A 21015-nucleotide genomic window follows, 5' to 3' on the forward strand; every position below is an offset into this window, starting at 1 on the left:
GGGTGGTGCATGGCAGGCTCCCCGCCTGCCGAGGCAGCTGGAACAGGATACGTCAATCGATGCCGTCAATCGTTACCGGCAACAGTCATCCGGCCGACGAGGATCGAGCCCACGTGCACGTGCGAGCGGCGGTCGATGTCGGTGCCCACCGCCTCGATGCTGGCGAACATCTCCTTGAGGTTGCCCGCGATGGTGATGCCGTCCACCGGGTACTGGATCTCGCCGTTCTCGATCCGGAAGCCGCCGGCCCCGCGCGAGTAGTCGCCGGTCACGCCATTGACACCCTGCCCCATCAGCTCGGTGACCAGCAGCCCCTCGCCCATCTGCCGCGCCATCGCCGCCAGGTCGAGATCGGCGCTCGCGCGTACCTGCAGGTTGTGCACCCCGCCGGCATTGCCGGTGGTGGCCAGGCCCAGCTTGCGCGCCGAATAGCTGCCCAGCACATAGCGCTGCAGCACCCCGCCGTCGATCAGCGACGAATCCCGGGTGGCCACGCCGTCGCCGTCGAACGCGGTCGAACGCAGGCCGCGGCGCAGCAGCGGCCGCTCGTCGATGGCAAACCAGTCCGGGAACAGCTGGGTGCCCACGCTGTCGAGCAGGAAGCTGGCGCGGCGGTACAGCGCGCCGCCGGAAACGGCGCCCAGCAGGTGCCCGATCAGCGACCGCGCCACTTCGGGGGAATACAGCACCGGCATCTGCGCGGTCGCCATCGAGCGCGGCTGCAGGCGTGCCACCGTGCGTTCGGCGGCGCGACGGCCGATCGCGGCGGCGTCTTCCAGATCCTCGCGGGCCAGCGCACTGCTGTACCAGCCGTCACGCTGCATGCCGTCGCCCTGCCCGGCGATGAGCGCGCAACCGACCGAGTGGTGGCTGCTGCGCTCGCGGCCGATGAAGCCATGCGAGTTGGCATACACCGACAGGCTGGTGGCGGTGGCCGCCGAGGCACCGTCGGAATTGCTGATGCGCGGATCGGCCTCACGCCCGGCCGCCTCACAGGCCAGGGCCAGGTCCACTGCCTGGTCAGCCTGCAACGCCCACGGGTGCCAGCCGTCCAGGTCCGGGAACTCGCGGGCCATCAGCGCGGGGTCGGCCAGGCCGGCCGCCTCGTCGTCCTCGGTGTGGCGGGCGATCGCGCAGGCCTGGGCCACGGTCGATTCCAGGCTGCCCGGCTGCAGGTCGGCGGTGCTGGCGCTGCCCTTGCGCTGGCCGAAGTAGACCGTCACCGCAATGCCGCGGTCACGGGTGGACTCCACCGTCTCGACCTCGCCCAGCCGCACATTCACGTCCAGACCGCGCTCCTCGCTGCAGCTCACCTCGGCCTGGGTGGCGCCCAGCGCCCGGGCCCGGGCCAGCAGCTGTTGGGAGATGTCGGCCAGCTGTTCCAGCCGGTGCAGGCTGTCATCGGCGGCGGGGGCTTCAGGGGAGATCACGTTCAATGCTTTATCCTGTACGGGTGAGTGCCAGGCGCAACGCGGGGCACAGTTCTGGATGTGGAAAGAAGACGATGCGCGGACGCGACGAAGAAACCGGTGAATTCCTTGATATCAGCCGCAGCCAGAACCGGCGCGACGCGCTGGATGTCCTGGCCCTGGGCGAAAAGCTGGTGGCACTGACCCCGGCCCAGCTGGCCCGTGTGCCGGTGCCCGAGGACCTGCTGCCGCATATCGCCGAAGCCAAGCGCATCACCGCGCATATTGCCCACAAGCGCCAGCTGGCGTTCCTGGCCAAGCACATGCGCCGCGAGGACGATGCCACGCTGGACGCGATCCGCGATGCGCTCGACGTCAACAGCGAAACCTCGCGCCGCGAAGTGGCCGCGCTGCACCGTGTCGAAGACTGGCGCGAGCGCCTGCTCAAGGACGGCGACAAGGCGCTGGGCGCACTGCTTGACGAATACCCGGACGCCGACCGCCAGCAGCTGCGTACGCTGGTGCGCAACGCCCAGGCCGAAAAGGCCAAGAACAAGCCACCGCGCGCGTTCCGCGAGATGTACCAGGTACTGCGCGCCCTGCTGCTGCCGGCCGCGCTGGGTCTGGATACGGTCACTGCCAGCCCCGACGCGGACGAGAACGAAGACGAAGACGGCGACGAGACCGCCGACGACTGAGCCCAGCGTCAAACGCGGTGTCGCCAGCGAGGGGCTGGCGCACGCTTGAGCGGGCGGGCAGGACACGTGCATCCCGGGCTCAGGCCTGGGTGCCGCCCACGGTGATGCCGTCGATCAGCAGCGAGGGTTGGCCCACGCCCACCGGCACACTCTGCCCATCCTTGCCGCAGATGCCCACGCCCTCGTCCAAGGCCAGGTCGTTGCCGATCATGCGTACCTTCTGCATGGTCTCCGGGCCGTTGCCGATCAGGGTGGCGCCCTTCACCGGCGCGGTCACCTTGCCGTCTTCGATCAGGTAGGCCTCGGTGGCCGAGAACACGTACTTGCCGCTGGTGATGTCGACCTGGCCGCCGCCGAAGTTGACCGCGTAGATGCCCTTCTTCACCGAGCGGATCATTTCTTCCGGGTCGTGCTGGCCGGCGCGCATGTAGGTATTGGTCATGCGCGGCATGGTCATGTGCGCGAACGATTCCCGGCGGCCGTTGCCGGTCGGGGCCACGCCCATCAGGCGCGCATTGAGCGAATCCTGCATGTAGCCGACCAGGATGCCGTCCTCGATCAGCGTGGTGCATTGGGTAGGATGGCCTTCGTCGTCGATGTTCAGCGAGCCGCGGCGTCCGTCCAGCGTGCCGTCGTCAACGATGGTCACGCCCGGTGCGGCCACGCGCTCGCCGATCCGGCCGGCGTAGACGCTGGTGCCCTTGCGGTTGAAGTCGCCCTCCAGGCCATGGCCGACCGCTTCGTGCAGCAGCACCCCGGGCCAGCCCGGGCCGAGCACCACCGTCATCACCCCGGCCGGGGCCGGGATCGCCTCCAGGTTCACCAGCGCCTGGCGCAGGGCCTCGCGCGCGAACCCTTCCGGCCGCCCATCGGCGAACAGCGCTTCATAGCTGTAGCGACCGCCGCCGCCGGAGTAACCCGACTCGCGCCGGCCGTGCTGTTCGACGATCACCTGCACGTTCAAGCGCACCAGCGGGCGGATGTCGGCCGCGAGCACGCCATCGCTGCGCGCGATCAATACCGTGTCCACGCCCCCGGACAGGCTGACCATCACCTGCTGCACGCGCGGGTCGGCGGCGCGCAGGTAGCGGTCCAGCCGCTTGAGCATCTCCACCTTGGCTTCGTTGCCCATGCCGTCGATGGGGTCCAGCGCCGGGTACAGCGCGCGGCCACTGCCACGCATCAGCGAGCGGGCCGACTGTGCCCCACCCTCGCGGGAGATGGCGCGGGCCGAATTGGCCGCGGCCAGCAGCGCGTCGCCGTGGATGTCATCCGAATAGGCGAAGCCGGTCTTCTCACCGGCGATGGCGCGTACGCCCACGCCCTGCTCGATCGAATGCGCCCCATCCTTGACGATGCCGTCTTCCACGCTCCAGCTCTCGCGGCGGGCGTGCTGGAAGTAGAGGTCGCCAAAGTCGATTCCGGGCCCCAGCAGGGTGCCGAAGGTGCGTTCCAGGCCGCCGGCATCGAGCCCGGCGGGCAGCAGCAGACGGTCTTGGGCAAGGGTGAGTGCGTTGTCGGTCATGGTCTTGATCTGTGGGCGCGGGCCGCTATCGCAAGCCTGGCGCGGGAAAAGGGTCAGCGCGCCGCCGGCTGCGGCGTGGCCGCAGGTGGGCGTGGCGCGTCGTCGCGGTCGATCACCTCGACCTTGGGTTCAGCCCAGGGGCCGGTGACGCGGTAGGTCTTGGCGCCGATCTCGCCCAGCGGCTTGGACAGCACCGCATTGGCCGCCGCCCCCACCGCCGCGCCGATCGGGCCGCCGGCGACGGCGCCCACCACGGTGAGCAGGTTGCCGGCACGCGGGTTGACGTCGATGGTCTGGTCGAACTGCTGGCGGCGCAGGTCGGTCTGGCCGCGGATGTTGATGTTGGCCGCCGGCCCCTCGATCAGCACCTTGTCGGTGGTGGCCATGCCGTTGGCGAAGGCCAGGGTGCCTTCGATCTGGTTGAAGGCGAAGCCCTTGGAGAAGAAGTCGCGGAAGTCGAACATCAGCCGGCGCGGCAGCTGGGTCACGCTGAGCAGGCCCAGCACGCGGCCGGCGCCCGGCTCCAGCTCCAGCAGCTGGCCGTTGCGCGCATGCACCTGCATCTGTCCCTGCAGCGCACCCAGCTGGAAGTCGGACGGTCCGCCCTGCCAGCCGGCCTCCAGGCTCAGCTGGCCCTGTCCGCCGCGCAGCTGGCCGCCGTAATCCAGGTTCTGCATGAGCCCTCCCAGGTCCTCGCTGTTGACCTTGACCTGGACCTGGGTGTGCGCCGCCTCGCCCATGCCCAGCCAGCGGCCCTGGATGTCGATCTCCTGCTTGGGTGCACGGAACTGCAGCTGGTCCACGCTGAGTCCGTTGCCGAACGGACGGGTGCGCAGCACGGCCTGGCCCAACCGGGCCTTGCCGAACTGCAGGTCGTCGATGTCCAGCGACAGCGGCGGAATCTTCGCCGGGTTGGTGTCATTGGCACTGGCCTGCACCCGCGCCGGCAGCGGGGTGCCGCTGGGCAGCAGGATCGGCGCGCCATCGCCCGGCGGCTTCACCGGGGTCGGCAGTGACTGCCAATGCACCCGGCTCAGCTTGCCCACGATGGCCGCACCATCGGCATTGGGCACGCTCAGGCTGCCGGCCAGCGACGGCCCGGTCAGCTGAACCTCCACGCTCGTCGGCGTGGGCCGCAGCTGCAGGCGGGTCTGCTCGAACACACCACCGGCCAGCAGCAGCTGTCCCACCTGCACGTCGACCTGGCGCAACGGCATCGGGTCGGCGTCCGGCGTTCCGCCCGGCGAACGCGCCAGTGCGATCCAGTCCAGCGCATCCAACGAACCGCTGCGGCCGTTGACCACCAACCCGCTGGGCGGCGGCTCGCGGTCGACCTTGTCGCTGCCCAGCGTGACCTGCACGCCGGTCTGGTTGTTGTGGGTGCGCGCGGCGAGGGCCAGCCGCTGCCCGAACGCCACATCCACGCGACCGGCGCCCATCGGCAGCTGGGCGTTGACGGCAGTGGCCAGCGGCGTGTCGGCCGGCTTGTCCAGCGGCGCAGGAAGGTCCAGGCGGGTGCCGACCAGGTCCGAATGCAGCCTGAGCAGGGTCGGCGGCGCCGCCTTGCTGCCGGGCGGCAGCCTGGGCAGCGTCACCCCGATCGTCCAGCGCGAGGTGCCCTGGATATAGGGTTTGAGCCAGGTCAGTTCCGGCGCGCGATCCAGCAGCAGGCCGGCGTCCAGCGAGGCACTCAGCTCCGATTCGAACGCCTGCAGCGGATCGCGCACGAAACCACCGGCACGCAGGCTGAGCTGCCCGTCCTGGCCGAGGTGGCGCACCGCCAGGTTCTCCGCACCGAACCCATCGTGGCTGTAGCGGGCCTGCCCGCGCATGGCGTCGAACGTCAGGTCGAACCGCTTGTCCGACAGCGTCGCACCGTCGAGGTCGACCGTGCCCTGCAGGTGCCCGCCGCCCTCGCCAGGGTGCAGCGGCTGCAACAGGTCGAAGCTGACCGCCGCCGGCCCCTTGGCGGTGAGGTTGTCCAGCGAATCGGCATACGTCCTGTGCAACGGGCTCTGCTTGAGCATGGCCAGCAACGCGCCGGCATCGCTGCGGCTGGTCGCTTTCACATACAGTTGGGAGGCACCGAAATCGGCAATGCCCGCATCGAAGTGGTCCACCGCCACCCCCGCCAGGTCGCCGCGACCCTGCAGTTCGAAGCCCGGTCCGATGAAGGCGATGTCCGCATCGACCTTGTTCATGGTCGGCCACTCGCGCTGGAAGCGGATGTTGCCGTTATCGATACGGCCGGTGGCCTCGAAGCGTCCGTTGTTGTGGGCGAAGGGCCAGTCTTCCAGCTCGCCGGTGACCAGGCCGATGCCGCCGCGCACGTACCCCCCCACCAGCGCCGCGTCCAGCCAGTCGGTGGCGGTCCTGCTCATCTTGGAATGGATCCAGAATCGCTTGGCCGCGGTCATCGGCACATCGTCGATCTTGGCCGCCAGCTGCAGCCATGGGCGGGTACCGTTGCCCTGGAACCACACGGCACCGCGCACGTCGGCGGCGTAGTCGCTGCCCTGCACGCGCAGCGCCGGGGTGCCGATGCGCCAGCCGCCCCCTTCGTCGCGCCAGCCGATCATGCTGCCGGCCAGGCGCACGTCGTGGCGCACGCCGAAGCCGGTGGGCCAGTCGAAGTGCATCACGCGGCTGGGCTGCAGATCCAGCCGGAATCCGTTGGCGTCGCCATTGAAGTGACCGCCTACGCCACTCAGGCCCGGGGCACGCCCGGCCGGGGCGAAACGGATCTCCTCCAGTTCGCCCTCCACGCTCAGCGGGCCGTCGCGCTCGCCGGCCACGCGCACCCGGCTCATGCGTACCTGCGGCGCGGCGTCATGCAGCCAGGTGCGCAGGCCCGGATCGATCCGGTCGGTCAGCGCCAGGCCACGCAGCAGCGCCGTGGCGTCGATGTTGTCGCCGGCCAGCGCAATGTGCTGCCCGCCCGCGACCAGCAGCCCGTCGAGCTGCTCGGTACGCCCTTCCATGCCGATCCGCAGCCGCGGCGCATCGGCCCGCCAGCCGCCCTGCACCCAGCGCCAGCGCGCGCGCACCTGCAGCGTGTCCAGCCGCAGCGCCGGGCGCTTGCCATCGGCCAGGGCGGCGCCGTGCAGCTGCACGCCCTGCAGGTCGGCATCGGTGGTGATCATCACCGGGCGGTGGTCACGCAGGTCGACCCACGCATTGAATTCGCCGGTGCCCTGCTGCAGGGCCACGCCGCCGAACCGCAGCAGGCGCGACCACGCGCGGAAATCGGCCGGGTCAGCGCCCAGCCAGGCCTGGCCATCGCCACGCGAGCGTTCGAAGTCCAGTGCCGCCGTCAGCGGTGTGGCCTGCACGTCGGCCCAGGCCTGCGCACCCACACGCAGCCGCTGGCCATCCACCCGCAGCCGCAGGTCGATACGCGGCAGGTCGGCCTGCAGTCCCAGGGACGGTGCATCCACGCGCAGCCGGCCGCCGATCACCTGCAGTTCGCCCAGCCGGCGCAGTGCGTCCAACGGGTCGCCGCCGGCACGGGACTGCGGCAGGCCCTGTACCGACCAGCGCCCGTCCGGCGCGCGCTGGAGCACCAGCGCCAGGCCACGCAGGCGCAGCTCGGTCAGGGAGTGGCCGGGCAACAGACCGGCGTACATCGATACCAACACTTCGGCTTCGCCAATGCGCAGCCCCTCGCCTTCACCAATGCGCAGCCCCTTCAGCGCCAGCAGCGGGCCGCGTCGGGTCCAGCGGGTCTGCAACTGGTCGAAGCGGACCGGCTGCCCGGCGCGCGCGCTCAGCCACGCGGCCACCTTGTCCGGGTGGCGCTCGGCCACCGGCAGCAGCTGGCTGGCACTGCCCACCAGCAGCGCCACACAGACCAACACGATCGCCATGGCATAAACGGCATGGCGGCGAATCCTTCGCAGTCGTAGGCGCAGCGGCGCGCTCATCGGCACCGATGCGCGCCGGCGCACGACGGCGCAGGCGAGCCCAGGTCAGAGCAGAACAACATCGAACTGCTCCTGCAGGTACTGCTCGTCCGCCTGGAAGCGGATCGACTTGCCCAGGAATTCCTCCAGCTCGGCCACCGCCGTGGATTCCTCGTCGGTGATCCGCGCCACCACCTTGGACGAGGCGATCACCAGCAGGCGCGCCGCGTCGAACTGGCGTACCGCGCGGGTGATCTCGCGGAAGATCTCGTAGGTGACCGTTTCGGCGGTCTTGATCGAGCCGCGCCCGCTGCACTCCGGGCACGGCTCGGAAAGCTGCCGTTCCAGGCTTTCAACGGTGCGTTTGCGGGTCATCTCGACCAGGCCCAGTGGCGAGAACTCGTACACCGTGGTCTTGGCGTGGTCGCGCGCGAGCGCCTTTTCCAGCGTACGCAGGACCTGGCGACGGTGCTCGGGGTCGTCCATGTCGATGAAGTCGATGATGATGATGCCGCCCAGGTTGCGCAGCCGCAGCTGGCGCGCCACCGATTGCGCCGCCTCCAGGTTGGTGCGGAACACCGTCTCTTCCAGGTTGCGCTGGCCGAGGAATGAGCCGGTGTTGACGTCGATGGTGGTCATCGCCTCGGTCTGGTCGATGACCAGATAGCCGCCGGACTTGAGCGGCACCTGCTTGTCCAGTGCGCGGCCGATCTCGTCCTCGACCCCGAACATGTCGAAGATCGGGCGGTCGCCGCTGTACAGCTCCAGCTTCTCGGCCAGCACCGGCATGTACTTGGCGACAAACGCCTGCAGCTGCGCGAAGGTTTCCTTCGAATCGACCTTGACCTTGTCCACGTCCTTGCGGATCAGGTCGCGCACCGAACGCAGCGGCAGGCTCAGGTCTTCGTAGATCACGCTGCACGGGGCCGCCTCGCGGCCACGGCGCTCGACCACGTTCCAGACCCGCGACAGGTAGGCGACGTCCTCGGCGATGGCCTCGGCCGGCTGGCCCTCGGCATTGGTGCGCACGATGTAGCCGTAGCCCCCGTGCTGGGCCGACAGTTCGGTGACCAACGCCTTGAGCCGGGCACGCTCGCCCTCGTCCTCGATCCGGGCCGACACGCCCACCACCTTGGACTGCGGCAGCAGCACCATGTAGCGCGACGGAATGCTGATCTGGGTGGTCAGGCGCGCGCCCTTGGTCCCGATCGGGTCCTTGACCACCTGCACCACGATGTCCTGGCCGTCGCGAAGCAGCTCCACGATCGGCACCGAGGACGGCGGCGGCAGCGTCGTGCCGTCGGTATCGGGACTGGCGACCGGGGCCGGGCGCACCACGTCGTTGGCATGCAGGAACGCGGCGCGCTCCAGCCCCACCTCGACGAACGCGGCCTGCATGCCCGGCATGACCCGCTGTACCTTGCCCTTGTAGATGTTGCCCACCACCCCGCGGCGCCAGCCACGTTCGATGTGCAGTTCCTGCAGCATGCCATTTTCGATGACGGCCACGCGGGTCTCGCGTGGGGTGACGTTGACCAGGATTTCTTCAGACACGGGCGACTCCCTTCGATTCGAACGCCAGCAGCAACTGCTCGGTCTGTTGCAGGGGCAATCCCATCACACCCGAATAGCTTCCCGCCAGGTGGCGGATATAACGTTCGGCCCCGCCCTGGATGGCGTAGGCCCCGGCCTTGCCCATCGGCTCGCCGGTGGCGACGTAGGCGGCAATGGCCGCCTCGTCCAGTTCAATGAAGCTCACCTCCGACACCACCAGCACGCCCTCCGAGCGCCCGGCCGCGACCAGCGCCACGGCGGTGGCCACCTGGTGGGTGCGGCCGGACAGCCGGCCCAGCATGGCGCGGGCATCGGCGGCGTCCACCGGCTTGCCGAACACCTCGCCGTCCAGCAGCACTTCGGTGTCCGAGCCCAGCACCACCGCGTCCGGCTCGCCGGCCACCTGCGCCAGACCGGCGCGCGCCTTGTCGGCGGCCACGCGCTGCACGTAGTCCAGGGCGGGTTCCCCGGCGGCCCGTACTTCGGGCACGTCGAGGTCGAGCGCGCGGAACGGTCGGTCCAGGCGCGTCAGCAATTCGGTTCGGCGGGGCGAACGGGAGGCAAGATAAAGCATCGCGGAAGCATAACCCGCGGCCCCTGTCTGAATCGCGAGCAACAGCATCGAATCGTCACCAACCCCGATGAAGATCACCGGACGTTCATCGCTCCGACACCAACCTCAACGCCTTCACAAGGAGATGTACATGCGCCGATCGACCCTGTCCCCGTTGCTGCTCGCCCTGTCCCTTGCCCTGGGAACCTCGATGACCGCACATGCCCAGTCCCAGCCCGCCATCGCCGTGCCGGCCGACGGCACCCTGCTCAACATCTCGGCCAATGCCGAGGCCAAGCGTGTGCCCGACGTGGCCACCCTGTCGGCGGGCGTGGTCACCCAGGCCGCCGATGGCAACACGGCCATGCGCCAGAACGCCGAGCAGATGACCAAGGTACTGGCCGCGATCAAGGGCGCCGGCATCGCCGAGCGTGACGTGCAGACCAGCGGCGTGAACCTCAGCCCGCAGTACCGGTACGCCGACAACGAGGCGCCGAAGATCACCGGCTACCAGGCCAGCAACACCGTCAGCCTGAAGGTCCGTGACATTGCCAAGCTGGGCAAGGTGCTGGACGCGCTGGCCGCGCAGGGCGCCAACCAGATCAATGGCCCGCAGTTCGAGATCGACCAGCCCGAACCGGTGTACGACGAAGCCCGCCTGGCCGCGCTGAAGAAGGCCCAGGCCCGCGCCGAGACCTACGCCAAGTCGCTCGGCCTGCGCGTGCGCCGCATCGTCAGCATTTCCGAAAGCGGCGGCGGCAACTTCCGCCCCGTGATGATGCGCGCGGCGGCCGCACCGATGGCCGCGGACATCTCCACCCCGGTATCGCCGGGCGAGTCGAGCGTATCGGTGAACCTGGACGTGGTGTTCGACCTGGGACGGTAACAGCGCAACACGAAGCGCAACGACGGGGTAGAGCGGACTGTTGGTCCGCTGCTTTCTGGCCGGCCGAAGAGCAGCGGACCAACAGTCCGCTCTACCCCGCCGTGCCCTGGTGTGCCCCGGTGTGCCCCGCCGTGCCCAGGTGTGACCGCCCCCCAACGGGGCTACCTCCCACACATTCTGACCGCCAGCCAAACACTCGCGGGTGCATGACTTCCTGCCCGCGCTGGCCCGCGGTATTTCTGTCATCGCGGGGCCCCAGCCCCTGCACGTTGATGTTCCCGCACGCATATCTCGCAAGGAGAGTGGAGCATGGTCCGTACGCATCCCCCGGTGGTACCGCTGCAAATCGACGTCTCGCGCGTGCTCGGCTGGAGCACTGCGCTGGCCCTGCATCTGCTCGCCCTGATGATGCTGCTCATCCCCGCCGCCTACGTCGCCGCACCGCTGCCTCGCGACCGCACCGTGGTGCGCATCATCACCCCGGACATCCCCACCCCAACGCCTCCCGAACCGATCAAGCCCGAGAAGCCGGTCCCGGTGGTCCACGCGCCCACCACCGCCCCGCGCGTGGCCCCGCTGCCGACACCCACCGCCAGCGCCGACGACGTGCTGGCGGTACCGCCGCTGCCGGCCAGCGACATCCAGGCCCCCACCCTGGCCCCGGCCGATCCGGCGCCGGCAGCCGCCGGTGAAGGCGTGCAGCTGCAGTACCGCAGCGCGCCGCCACCGACCTATCCGATCGCTGCCATCCGCGACGGCCAACAGGGCACGGTGCTGCTCCGCGTGCAGGTCGACCCGGACGGCAAGGCCGCCAGCGTGGTCATCGAACGCAGCAGTGGCTCACGGGTGCTGGACAACGCCGCCCGCCAGCAGGTACTGCGTCATTGGCGCTTCGTGCCGGCCCAGGTTGACGGGCAGGCCGTGTCGGCGATTGGCTTGGTGCCAGTGAGCTTCTCGTTGCCGGAGTAACGTGAATGACGTGGGGTTCCGGACACGGTTCCCCACGTTTTTTGACGGGTGTCACTTATCGCGCCAATTAAGCAATTTTTCACTCTTACGTCACCTGCCGGAAACCTAGATTGTCGCCGACGCCAGCAGTTATCCCGGCGCCGACTACCCGACATCGCTGGTTTTCCCAGTCAGGAGAGACGCTGTGATACACCCGATCCAACGGCTCAACAGCAGCCGCCGCACCTATCTTTCCCGTTCCATCTCCTCGGCCCTCACTGGCGGCGCACTGCTGCTGGCCGGCGCCCTCGCCTCCTCCTCTGCCATGGCCCAGGAGGCCGCGACCAACCTGGACCGCATCACGGTCACGGGTTCGAACATTCCCCGCACCAACACTGAAACCCCTTCTCCCGTACAGGTGGTGACGCGCCAGGACATCGACCGCAGCGGCAAGACCACCGTGGCCGAGTACCTGCAGACGCTTACCTCCGATGGCGCCGGCTCTATTCCCAAGACGTTCGGCAACGGCTTTGCCGGTGGCGGCGCCGGCATCTCGCTGCGTGGCCTGGGCGCCGGGTCCACCCTGGTGCTGTTGAACGGCCGCCGCATGGCCACCTATGGCCTGGCCGATGACGGACAGAAGGTCTTCACCGACCTGAGCACCATTCCGCTCGACGCGGTGGAACGGGTGGAAGTGCTGAAGGACGGCGCATCGGCCATCTACGGCTCCGACGCCATCGCCGGCGTGGTCAACATCATCCTGCGCAGCGATTTTGAAGGGGCCATCCTGCGCGGTTCGTATGGCCAGTCCGGCGACGGCGACGGCGATGCCAAGAAGGCCACCCTGACCGCCGGTACCGGCGACATCGCCGAAGACGGCTGGAACGCGTTCTTCAGCCTGGACGTTGGCAAGACCGACGCGATCAAGATCAGCGACCGCAAGGATCGCAAGTGGATCGGCACCGGCGACCTGCGTCGCTGGGGCATTTCCGCCGCGGACTCCCAGTTCATCGGTGGCGCGTTCCTCAATGGCGGCACCAGCGGCGGCTCCGGTCCGAATGGCTCGGTGTTCGACGACCGCAATGTGACCGCCACCACCCCTGCCTTCCTGGTGCCGCTGCCGGGCTGCCAGGGTCTGACCACCATTCCCGGACAGACCGATGCCTCCATCGCCGAGGACGGCTGCCTGTGGGATCCGGCGCAGCTGTACCGCGACCTGAGCCCGAAGGAGGAGTACGTCAACGTGTTCGGCCGCGCCAGCTTTGCCTACGGCGAAGGGGGCGAGATCTACACCGAGATCGGCTACTCGAAGAAGGAAACGGTGTTCAGCAATACCCCGTCCGGCGTATCCGGCAGCTGGGGTTACCCGCTTGGCCCGCGCAACGCCAGCAGTGGCGACGGCGCCGTGGTGCTCTCGCCGACCCACCCGGACAATCCGATCCCCGGCCAGGCCTCGCGCCTGCGCTATTCGGCCTGGGACGTGGGCCCGCGCGTGACCACCAACACCAACGAGTTCACCCGGTTCCTGGTGGGCACCAAGGGCAACTGGGGTGAGTGGAGCTACGACACCGCGTACCTGCATTCGGGTACCGAACTCACCAACAAGCGCACCGGCTTCCTGCGCTACAGCGCCGTGCAGTGCGCACTGGGCGATCCGGCCTGCGCCGGTGGCACCTGGCGCATCGGCGACAACGCCGGCCAGAACTCGCAGGCGCTGTACGACTACATCTCCCCGGACATCAGCGCACGCGCCTCGTCCAGCCTGGACATGTTCGACTTCACCGTGTCGCGCAGCCTGACCGATCTCAAGGGCGGCCCGCTCGGTCTTGCCATTGGTACCGAGTGGCGCAAGACCAGCAACAGCCTCACTCCGCAGACCTACACCGACCAGGGCGACATCATCGGCCTGGGCTACTCGGCCTATGACGGCACGCAGAATGTCTATGCCGGCTATGTCGAACTGTCCGCACCGGTGCTGGAACAGCTGGAACTGTCCGGCGCGGTGCGCTACGACAAGTACGAAAGCGGCGACGGCAAGGCCACCCCGAAGCTGGGCATCAAGTGGACGCCGGCGGACTGGATTGCGCTGCGTGCCACCTATGCCGAAGGCTTCCGTGCGCCCAACCCGGCAGAGAACGGCGACGGTGGCCTGGCGGCGTTCTCCACCGCCCGCGACCCGGTCCGCTGCGCGGCCAGCCCGCCGGCCGATGTCACCACCAACTGCGGTGCCCGTCCGGTGGCCATCATCACCAGCCCGAACCCGGACCTGGTGCCTGAAGAGTCGAAGAGCTACTCGTTTGGCATCGTGCTGCAGCCCACGCCCACCACCTCGCTGACCGTGGACGCCTGGCAGATCAAGCGGACCGACGAAATCGCCCAGGGCAGTACCGCCGATGCGATCGCGGCGGGCGATGTGCTGCGCGATACCGACCTGATCAACGGCGTTCCGGGCACCGGCACCATCCTGGCGGTCAACACCGCTTACGTGAATGCCAACTCGTCGCGGGTACGCGGTATCGACACGGATATCCGCCAGACCTTCGACATCGGCCCGGGCCAGCTGGAAATGGACCTGCAGTGGAGCCACGTGCTCAAGTTCGAGCGCACCGAAGGCGACAGCACGGTGGATTACGTCGGCACCCACGGCAACTGCGACGTGACCAACTGCATCGGCACGCCGGAAGACCGCATCAACTTCGGCAGCACCTGGAAGCAGGGCGCGTGGAGCGTCAGCGGCGTGGTCAACTACATCAGCAGCCTGGAGAACAAGGACCGCCGCGGTGGCGACTACCTGGCCTTCTACGCCGATGGCACCCCGGTGGAGAAGATCGCCTCGTTCACCACCTTCGACCTGTCCGGCCGCTGGAACATCACCGACGCCTTCGAGCTCAACGCCTCGGTGCAGAACGCGTTCGACCGCACCGCACCACTCGACCCGACCACCTACGGCGGCGTGAACTACAACCCGCTGCATTTCAGCGGCGCGATCGGGCGTTACTTCACGGTAGGCGCGAAGTACACGTTCAACTGATCGACGTAGCGGTGACAGCAGAAAGCCCGGGCATTGCCCGGGCTTTCTGCATCCATCGCGCACCACGCCCGGCGACGCAGGGCGTCGCTCTACGGGGCATTGCGACCACCCATCGTAGAGCCACGCCCTGCGTGGCTGCGCGACCCGCCCAGACACGAGCGCAAAAAAAAGCCTCGCATCGCTGCGAGGCTTCCAAACTTGGCGCCCGAAGTTGGACTCGAACCAACGACCCCCTGATTAACAGTCAAGTGCTCTAACCGGCTGAGCTATTCGGGCGGGGTGCGCATTGTAACCAGTTTTTTGAGGCTTGTAACCCGTTTGCGGCGAATTTCTTCACGCGCGGTGATAGGGGTGATTGGCCAGCATCGCCGCTGCGCGGTACAGCTGTTCGGCCACCACCAGCCGTACCAGCATGTGCGGCAAGGTCAACGGGCCGATCGACCATTTCTCATCGGCCAGCGCCGACACCTCGGCCGAGTGCCCTTCCGGCCCGCCAATCAGAAACGCCAGGTCCCTGCCCTGCCCGCGCCAGTGCTCCAGCCGCTGCGCCAGCTGCTCGGAGCTGAGCTGCCGGCCGGGCACGTCCAGCGCCACCACGTACGCATTCTTCGGCAGTGCGGCGATGACCCGCTTGCCCTCGTCGTCGGTGGCACGGCGCGCATCGCGGCCCTTGCCGCGCAGACCCGGCTCGATCTCGACCAGTTCGAACGGCAGCCAGTGCGACAGCCGCTTCTGATACTCGGCGAAGCCCTGCGCCACCCAACTGGGCGCGCGCTCACCGGTAGCGATCAGTCTGGCCTTCATCAACGTGCTCCTTCAAATGACAACGGCGCCACCGGGCGCCGTTGTCGTTACCCCGTACGCGTGTTTCAGCGCGCGGCGTAGTCGTCTTCTTCATCATCGGCGGCGTCGAGCAGGCTCGGCGGCTGGTCGCCAACGGTCCACAGGCGCTCCAGCGCGTAGAACTCGCGCACGCGCGGCAGCATCACGTGGACGATCACGTCGCCCAGGTCGACCAGCACCCACTCGGCTTCACGCTCACCTTCCACGCCCAGCGGCATCACGCCCAGCTCCTTGGCGAACTTCACCACCGTGTCGGCAATCGACTTCACGTGGCGGCTCGAGGTGCCCGAGGCGATCACCATGTAATCGGCGACGCTGGACTTGCCGATCACGTCGATTTCGACGAGATCCTTGGCCTTGAGTTCTTCGGTTGCCTTGCGCACGCACTCCAGCAACTGTTCGTTGGACGGTGCGGGGCTGGGCAGTTGGACCTTGATGGTCTGGGGCTGGGCTTGGTTGCTCAAAGCGGGGAGACTCGATAAATGTGAGGCGGATTATACGACTCGAAGCACCTGAACGTATTCACGGTGCTGAGGCGCCGTACAGGCGGTGGTGGGCGATGTAGTCGGCCACCGGCGCCGGCAGCAGCACGCGCCAGTCACCGCCGCTGCCGATCCGCTCGCGAACGGCACTGGCAGACTCGCCACGCAACGGCGCCTGCAGGCGCAGGACCCGCCCCGCCGGGCGTGTGAACAGCTCGCGCTCATGGGTGGCCCAGCGGCCGTCCAGCGCCTGCGCCAGCGGCGCCGGCAGGCTGCGCTCCAGCGAGCTGCCCGGGCGGTCGGCCACGACGAAATGCGCCAGCCCGAACAGGGACTCCCATTCGTGCCAGGACGGCAGCGCCAGCAGGCTGTCAGCCCCAACCAGCCAGGCCAGCGGCTGGCGCGGCCCCAGTTCGGCGCGCACCTCGCGCAGCGTGTCCACGGTGTAGGACGGCAGCGCCGGCTCACGCTGTGCGCGCGCCAGCTCACGCCGGTCGAGCAGCAGTCCGGGCTCGTCGCCGATGGCCAGTTCGATCATCCGCGCACGCTGGTTGGCATCGGCGCCCGGCGCGGGCCGGTGCGGCGGGTCCGCCGCCGGCAACAACCGCACGGCCACCTGCAACTGGGCGCGCGCGGCGCGCGCGATCGCCAGGTGCCCCAGGTGCACAGGGTCGAAGGTCCCACCGTAATGGATGCGCAGGCCCATCGCGCTCAGGCACGGGCCAGCAGGCGTACCGCGCGTGCTTCGGCCACGGCCAGCAGCAGCCGCTCGATGCCCAGCCAGGGATCGCCTTCGGCGCGCCCCTTGGCCATGCGGTCCACCAGCCCGGCCTCGGCCACGAAACGCTCCCAGCGCTTGGCCTCCGGGTGGCGCTGCAGCGCGCGCTTGAACGGCGCCTGGCGCGACTCCCAGATGCCCCGGCTCTTCATTTCCGCCGCCAGGTTGCCGCCGCGCGCCTGCACCCGCGCCAGCGCGGCGGTGGACAACATCTCGCGGATCACCATCGGCATCAGCGCAGCCACCGCCTCGCCCTCACCCCGCAGGCCAGCCAGCATCCGCAGCACGGCGGCGGGCTGGCCGGAGAAGGTGGCGTCGAGCAGCCGGAACACGTCGTAACGGGCGGCGTCGGCCACCAGCGATTCCATCGTGTCCACATCCAGCGTCTGGCCGCTGGCCAGCAGCGCCAGCTTGTCGATCTCCTGGGCGGCAGCCAGCAGGTTGCCCTCCACCCGCTCGGCCAGGCGCTGCACGGCCGCCGGATCGGCACGGAGGGAATGCTGGCGCAAGCGGCGTTCGATCCATTCGGGCAGTTCGTGCGGTTTGATGGCCCACGCCACCGAGAGCACGCCGACGCGGCTGACCGCCTCGGCCCACTTGCCCTGGTGGGCCTTGCTCCATTCGTTGCAGGTAATCAGCAGGATGACGTCCGGGGCCGGATTGGCGCAGAACTGGCTGATGACCTCACTGCCCTCCTTGCCCGGCTTGCCGCTGGGCAGGCGCAGCTCGACCAGCCGGCGCGCGCTGAACAGACTGGGCGCGTTGAAGGTGGCGTCGAGCTGGTTCCAGTCGAAATCGCGCCCATCGGCATCGAACACCTCGCGTTCGCTCACACCATCGGCGCGCGCGCGGGCGCGGATGGCATCGGCCGCCTCCAGTACCCGCAGCGTTTCCGGCCCGGCAATGAGGTAGACCGGGGCCAGCGCCTGGCTGGCCGGTTGGCTGGCAAGTTGTTCGGGGCGAAGTTCCATTCGGCGGCCGGTCCGCAGGCGGGCCGGTCAGAGCCCCTGCGGCGGCGTTGCCGGGCTGGCCGGCACGGTGGCCGGCGGCGTGGTGCTGGCCGGCGCCGGCTTGGGCGGCTGCAGGCGACCACGTTCCAGCTCGGCACGCACCACGCTGTCGATGCGACGCATGATGGAGGCGGACATTTCCCGGCGCAGTTCGTCGGCGAGGATCTCGCGTTCGGTCGTGGTACCGGTGGCGTCGGTCGGCGGCGACACGTAGTCACGGGACAGCTCGATCACCTGCTGCGGCACCAGGTCACTGCCGTCTTCGCGACGGAACACGAAGATCACCGCGTAGCGCAGGCTGTATTCCTGGGCACGGCCTTGGGCATCGATCGCGATCGGCAGGTCGCCCCAGCGCTCGGAGAGGACCTGCAGCTGCGCGGCCGGTTCTTTGCTGTCGGTGTCGGCGATCTGCGCCCCGGAGGCCTGCAGGCCGCGGCGCAGCAGCTTGGCCAACTCGCTGTATGGCGCGGTGGACACCACCTTCACCGCCGCGGTATCGGCCGGCAGCATCAGCTTGTTGCGCATATGGAAGCCGCACCCGGCAAGGGTCGCGGTCAGGACAAGAGCAAGCAGGAATCGGGTCATGTTCACAGTCTGGATGAGCCGGGCGCGCCCGGCAACAGGAAAAATGGTTACCCCCTACGATGCCCGACCCTGCGTGAACACCGCTTGAGAAACCGCGCCATCGTCCTGCGCACGTAACAATGCGCACTGCGTGGCACGCGCCCACCGGCCGCTTACGCGGCCACGATATTCACGATCTTGCCCGGCACGATGATGATCTTGCGCACGGTCAGGCCGTCCAGGAACTTGGCCGCGTTCGGCTCGGCCAGGCCCAGCGCTTCGATCTGGTCGCGCGGGGCATCGGCGCCCACCTCGATGGTGCCACGCAGCTTGCCGTTGACCTGCACGGCCAGGGTGAGCGCGTCGCGCACCAGTGCGCTGCTGTCGACCTGCGGGAAGCGCTGGTCTTCCAGCAGCGTCTCGCCGTGGCCCAGCACCTGCCACAACGCGTGGCTGGCATGCGGGGTGATCGGGTTGAGCAGCAGCACCGTGGCCTGCAGCGCTTCCTGGCGTACCGCACGCCCCTGTTCGGAAGCGTCATCGAACTTGGCCAGCGCGTTCATCAGCTCCATCACCGCCGCAATGGCGGTGTTGAAGCTGTGGCGGCGGCCGTAATCGTCGCCGACCTTGCCGATGGTCTCGTGGGTCTTGCGGCGCAGCGCCTTCTGCTCGGCGTTGAGCGCGGCCACGTCAAGCGCCGGGGCGACGCCCTCGGCGGCATGCTTCTGCACCTGCGCCCACAACCGGCGCAGGAAGCGGGCCATGCCGTCCACGCCGGCTTCGTTCCATTCCAGCGACTGCTCCGGCGGTGCGGCAAACATCGAGAACAGGCGCACGGTATCAGCACCGTACTTGCCCACCATCGCCTGCGGATCCACGCCGTTGTTCTTCGACTTGGACATCTTCTCCGTACCGCCGATCACCACCGGCTGGCCGTCGGCGATCAGGGTGGCACCGATGATGCGGCCGCGCTCGTCGCGCTGCACGTCCACGTCGGCCGGATTGATCCAGTCCTTGGAGCCGTCCGGATTCGGGCGGTAGTACGTTTCCGCTATCACCATGCCCTGGCACAGCAGGTTCTGCGCCGGCTCGTTGCTGTCCACCATGCGCGCATCACGCAGCAGCTTGTGGAAGAAACGGAAATACATCAGGTGCAGGATCGCGTGCTCGATGCCACCGATGTACTGGTCCACCGGCAGCCAGTAGTTGCCACGCTTGTCCACCGCATCGCGGGCACCGGGCGAGGTGTAGCGCGCGTAGTACCAGCTGGACTCCATGAAGGTGTCGAAGGTGTCGGTCTCGCGCTCGGCCGCGCCGCCGCACTCCGGGCAGGTGGTCTTGCGCCATTCCGGGTCGGACTTGATCGGCGAACCGGTCCCCACGAAGTTGACGTTCTCCGGCAACACCACCGGCAGCTGTTCTTCCGGCACCGGCAGCGCACCGCATTTGGGGCAGTAGATCACCGGGATCGGGCAACCCCAGTAACGCTGGCGGCTCACGCCCCAGTCGCGCAGGCGGTAGTTGACGCGGCGCTGGCCCTGGGCTTTGCGCTCGAAACGTTCGGCCAGCGCCTCGAAGGCGCCCTGGAAATCCAGGCCGTCGAATTCTTCGGAATTGACCAGCTCGGTGTCGCGGGTCTTGTCGCCGTACCAGTCCTGCCAGCGGGTGGCGTCGTAGCCGCTCTCGTCCTTGCGCAGCGCCTTCACCGCGATGACCTGGCGAATCGGCAGACCGTACTTGTTGGCGAATTCAAAGTCGCGCTGGTCGTGGCCGGGCACCGCCATCACCGCGCCGGTGCCGTAGCCCATCAACACGAAGTTGGCGACCCACACCGGCACCTGGGCGCCGGTGACCGGATGCACGGCGCGCAGGCCGGTATCCATGCCGCGCTTTTCCTGGGTTTCCAGTTCGGCTTCGGACACGCCGCCCTGCTTCATCTCGGCCAGCAGCGCGGCCAGCGCCGGGTTCGACTTTGCCGCGTGCTGCGCCAGCGGATGCTCGCCGGCGATCGACACGAAGGTCACGCCCATCACGGTGTCCGGACGGGTGGTGAACACACGCAGCGGGTCCAGCGCGCTGCCGTCGGCATCGCGCACGTCGAACTGGATCTCCAGCCCTTCCGAGCGGCCGATCCAGTTGCGCTGCATGGTCTTGACCGAATCCGGCCAGCCCGGCAGTTCATCCAGGCCGTCCAGCAGTTCCTGGGCGTAATCGGTGATGCGCAGGAACCACTGCGGAATCTCGCGCTTTTCCACCAGCGCGCCGGAACGCCAGCCGCGGCCGTCGATGACCTGCTCGTTGGCCAGCACGGTCTGGTCGATGGGGTCCCAGTTCACCACCGCGTTGCGGCGGTAGGCCAGGCCCTTGCGCATCAGCCGGGTGAACATGCGCTGCTCGTGCACGTAGTACTCGGGCGTGCAGGTGGCGAACTCGCGCGACCAGTCGATCGCATAGCCCATGGCCTTGAACTGGCCACGCATGTGCTCGATGTTGGCGTAGGTCCACTTGGCCGGCGCGGTCTTGTTCTTGATCGCCGCGTTTTCGGCCGGCAGGCCGAATGCATCCCAGCCCATCGGCTGCAGCACGTTGTGGCCGGTCATCCGCTTGTAGCGGCTGATCACGTCGCCGATCGTGTAGTTGCGCACGTGGCCCATGTGCAGCGCGCCCGACGGGTACGGCAGCATCGAGAGGCAGTAGTACTTCGGCTTGTCCGAAGTCTCGCTCACCTCGAAAGCGCGCGTGGCGTCCCAGAATTTCTGGGCGGCGGATTCAACCTGCTGCGGATCGTAAACGTTGGGTTCGACGCTGGTCATGGAAACACGGATGCGGCGG

15 protein-coding genes and 1 tRNA gene are annotated in these 21015 nt (G+C 68.5%); 4 read left to right on the top strand and 12 right to left on the bottom strand.

The window, feature by feature from the left end; genetic code table 11:
* Positions 1-65 precede the first annotated feature (65 nt).
* Positions 66-1436 carry a metalloprotease PmbA gene (gene pmbA, locus AC3ITN_RS13675; protein ID WP_489390854.1) on the bottom strand — a complete coding sequence of 457 codons (1371 nt, stop codon included), beginning with the start codon at positions 1434-1436 and terminating at the stop codon, positions 66-68.
* Between the two features lie 68 nt (positions 1437-1504).
* Between pmbA and yjgA the strand changes: the two genes are divergently transcribed.
* On the top strand, positions 1505-2107 hold the full coding sequence (gene yjgA, locus AC3ITN_RS13680; RefSeq protein ID WP_489390855.1) for a ribosome biogenesis factor YjgA: 603 nt from the start codon (positions 1505-1507) through the stop codon (positions 2105-2107).
* Between the two features lie 79 nt (positions 2108-2186).
* Here yjgA and tldD read toward each other — a convergent pair whose 3' ends face one another.
* From tldD to AC3ITN_RS13700, 4 genes are read right to left on the bottom strand one after another with little or no spacing between them, the layout of a single operon-like run.
* Positions 2187-3632: a metalloprotease TldD gene (tldD, locus tag AC3ITN_RS13685; RefSeq protein WP_489390856.1), complete on the bottom strand. Its 1446-nt coding sequence runs from the start codon at positions 3630-3632 to the stop codon at positions 2187-2189.
* A 53-nt stretch (positions 3633-3685) separates the two neighbouring features.
* Positions 3686-7555, bottom strand: a complete 3870-nt coding sequence (locus tag AC3ITN_RS13690; RefSeq protein ID WP_489390857.1) for a YhdP family protein — start codon at positions 7553-7555, stop codon at positions 3686-3688.
* Positions 7556-7600: 45 nt separating this feature from the next.
* The gene (gene rng / locus AC3ITN_RS13695) at positions 7601-9088 is read right to left on the bottom strand and encodes a ribonuclease G (protein WP_313343293.1); all 1488 of its coding nucleotides are present in this window, start codon (positions 9086-9088) and stop codon (positions 7601-7603) included.
* Entirely contained in the window at positions 9081-9662 is a 582-nt protein-coding gene (locus tag AC3ITN_RS13700; protein WP_489390858.1) for a Maf family nucleotide pyrophosphatase, read from the bottom strand. The genes rng and AC3ITN_RS13700 overlap by 8 nt, the downstream gene beginning before the upstream one ends.
* Before the next feature lie 130 nt (positions 9663-9792).
* Between AC3ITN_RS13700 and AC3ITN_RS13705 the strand changes: the two genes are divergently transcribed.
* From AC3ITN_RS13705 to AC3ITN_RS13715, 3 genes are all read left to right on the top strand, one after another.
* Positions 9793-10527: an SIMPL domain-containing protein gene (locus AC3ITN_RS13705; RefSeq protein ID WP_313343290.1), complete on the top strand. Its 735-nt coding sequence runs from the start codon at positions 9793-9795 to the stop codon at positions 10525-10527.
* 309 nt (positions 10528-10836) lie between these two features.
* The gene (locus AC3ITN_RS13710) at positions 10837-11496 is read left to right on the top strand and encodes an energy transducer TonB (protein ID WP_489390859.1); all 660 of its coding nucleotides are present in this window, start codon (positions 10837-10839) and stop codon (positions 11494-11496) included.
* A 184-nt stretch (positions 11497-11680) separates the two neighbouring features.
* Entirely contained in the window at positions 11681-14506 is a 2826-nt protein-coding gene (locus tag AC3ITN_RS13715) for a TonB-dependent receptor (RefSeq protein WP_489390860.1), read from the top strand.
* Between the two features lie 199 nt (positions 14507-14705).
* Here AC3ITN_RS13715 and AC3ITN_RS13720 read toward each other — a convergent pair.
* The 7 genes from AC3ITN_RS13720 to leuS form a co-directional block, all read right to left on the bottom strand.
* A tRNA-Asn gene (locus AC3ITN_RS13720) sits at positions 14706-14782 on the bottom strand.
* A gap of 57 nt (positions 14783-14839) precedes the next feature.
* Positions 14840-15310 (bottom strand): 23S rRNA (pseudouridine(1915)-N(3))-methyltransferase RlmH, encoded by a 471-nt coding sequence (gene rlmH / locus AC3ITN_RS13725; RefSeq protein WP_313343283.1) that lies wholly within the window; start codon positions 15308-15310, stop codon positions 14840-14842.
* Between the two features lie 65 nt (positions 15311-15375).
* Positions 15376-15813 (bottom strand): ribosome silencing factor, encoded by a 438-nt coding sequence (rsfS, locus tag AC3ITN_RS13730; RefSeq protein WP_313343280.1) that lies wholly within the window; start codon positions 15811-15813, stop codon positions 15376-15378.
* 58 nt (positions 15814-15871) lie between these two features.
* Positions 15872-16537, bottom strand: coding sequence for a nicotinate-nucleotide adenylyltransferase (gene nadD, locus AC3ITN_RS13735; RefSeq protein ID WP_489390861.1), 666 nt, complete (start codon positions 16535-16537; stop codon positions 15872-15874).
* A 5-nt stretch (positions 16538-16542) separates the two neighbouring features.
* On the bottom strand, positions 16543-17580 hold the full coding sequence (gene holA, locus AC3ITN_RS13740) for a DNA polymerase III subunit delta (protein ID WP_313343274.1): 1038 nt from the start codon (positions 17578-17580) through the stop codon (positions 16543-16545).
* Between the two features lie 27 nt (positions 17581-17607).
* Positions 17608-18204 (bottom strand): LPS-assembly lipoprotein LptE, encoded by a 597-nt coding sequence (locus AC3ITN_RS13745; RefSeq protein ID WP_313343271.1) that lies wholly within the window; start codon positions 18202-18204, stop codon positions 17608-17610.
* A gap of 152 nt (positions 18205-18356) precedes the next feature.
* Entirely contained in the window at positions 18357-20996 is a 2640-nt protein-coding gene (gene leuS / locus AC3ITN_RS13750) for a leucine--tRNA ligase (RefSeq protein ID WP_489390862.1), read from the bottom strand.
* Positions 20997-21015 lie beyond the last annotated feature (19 nt).

Source organism: Stenotrophomonas sp. KH_036_B, assembly GCF_057839485.1.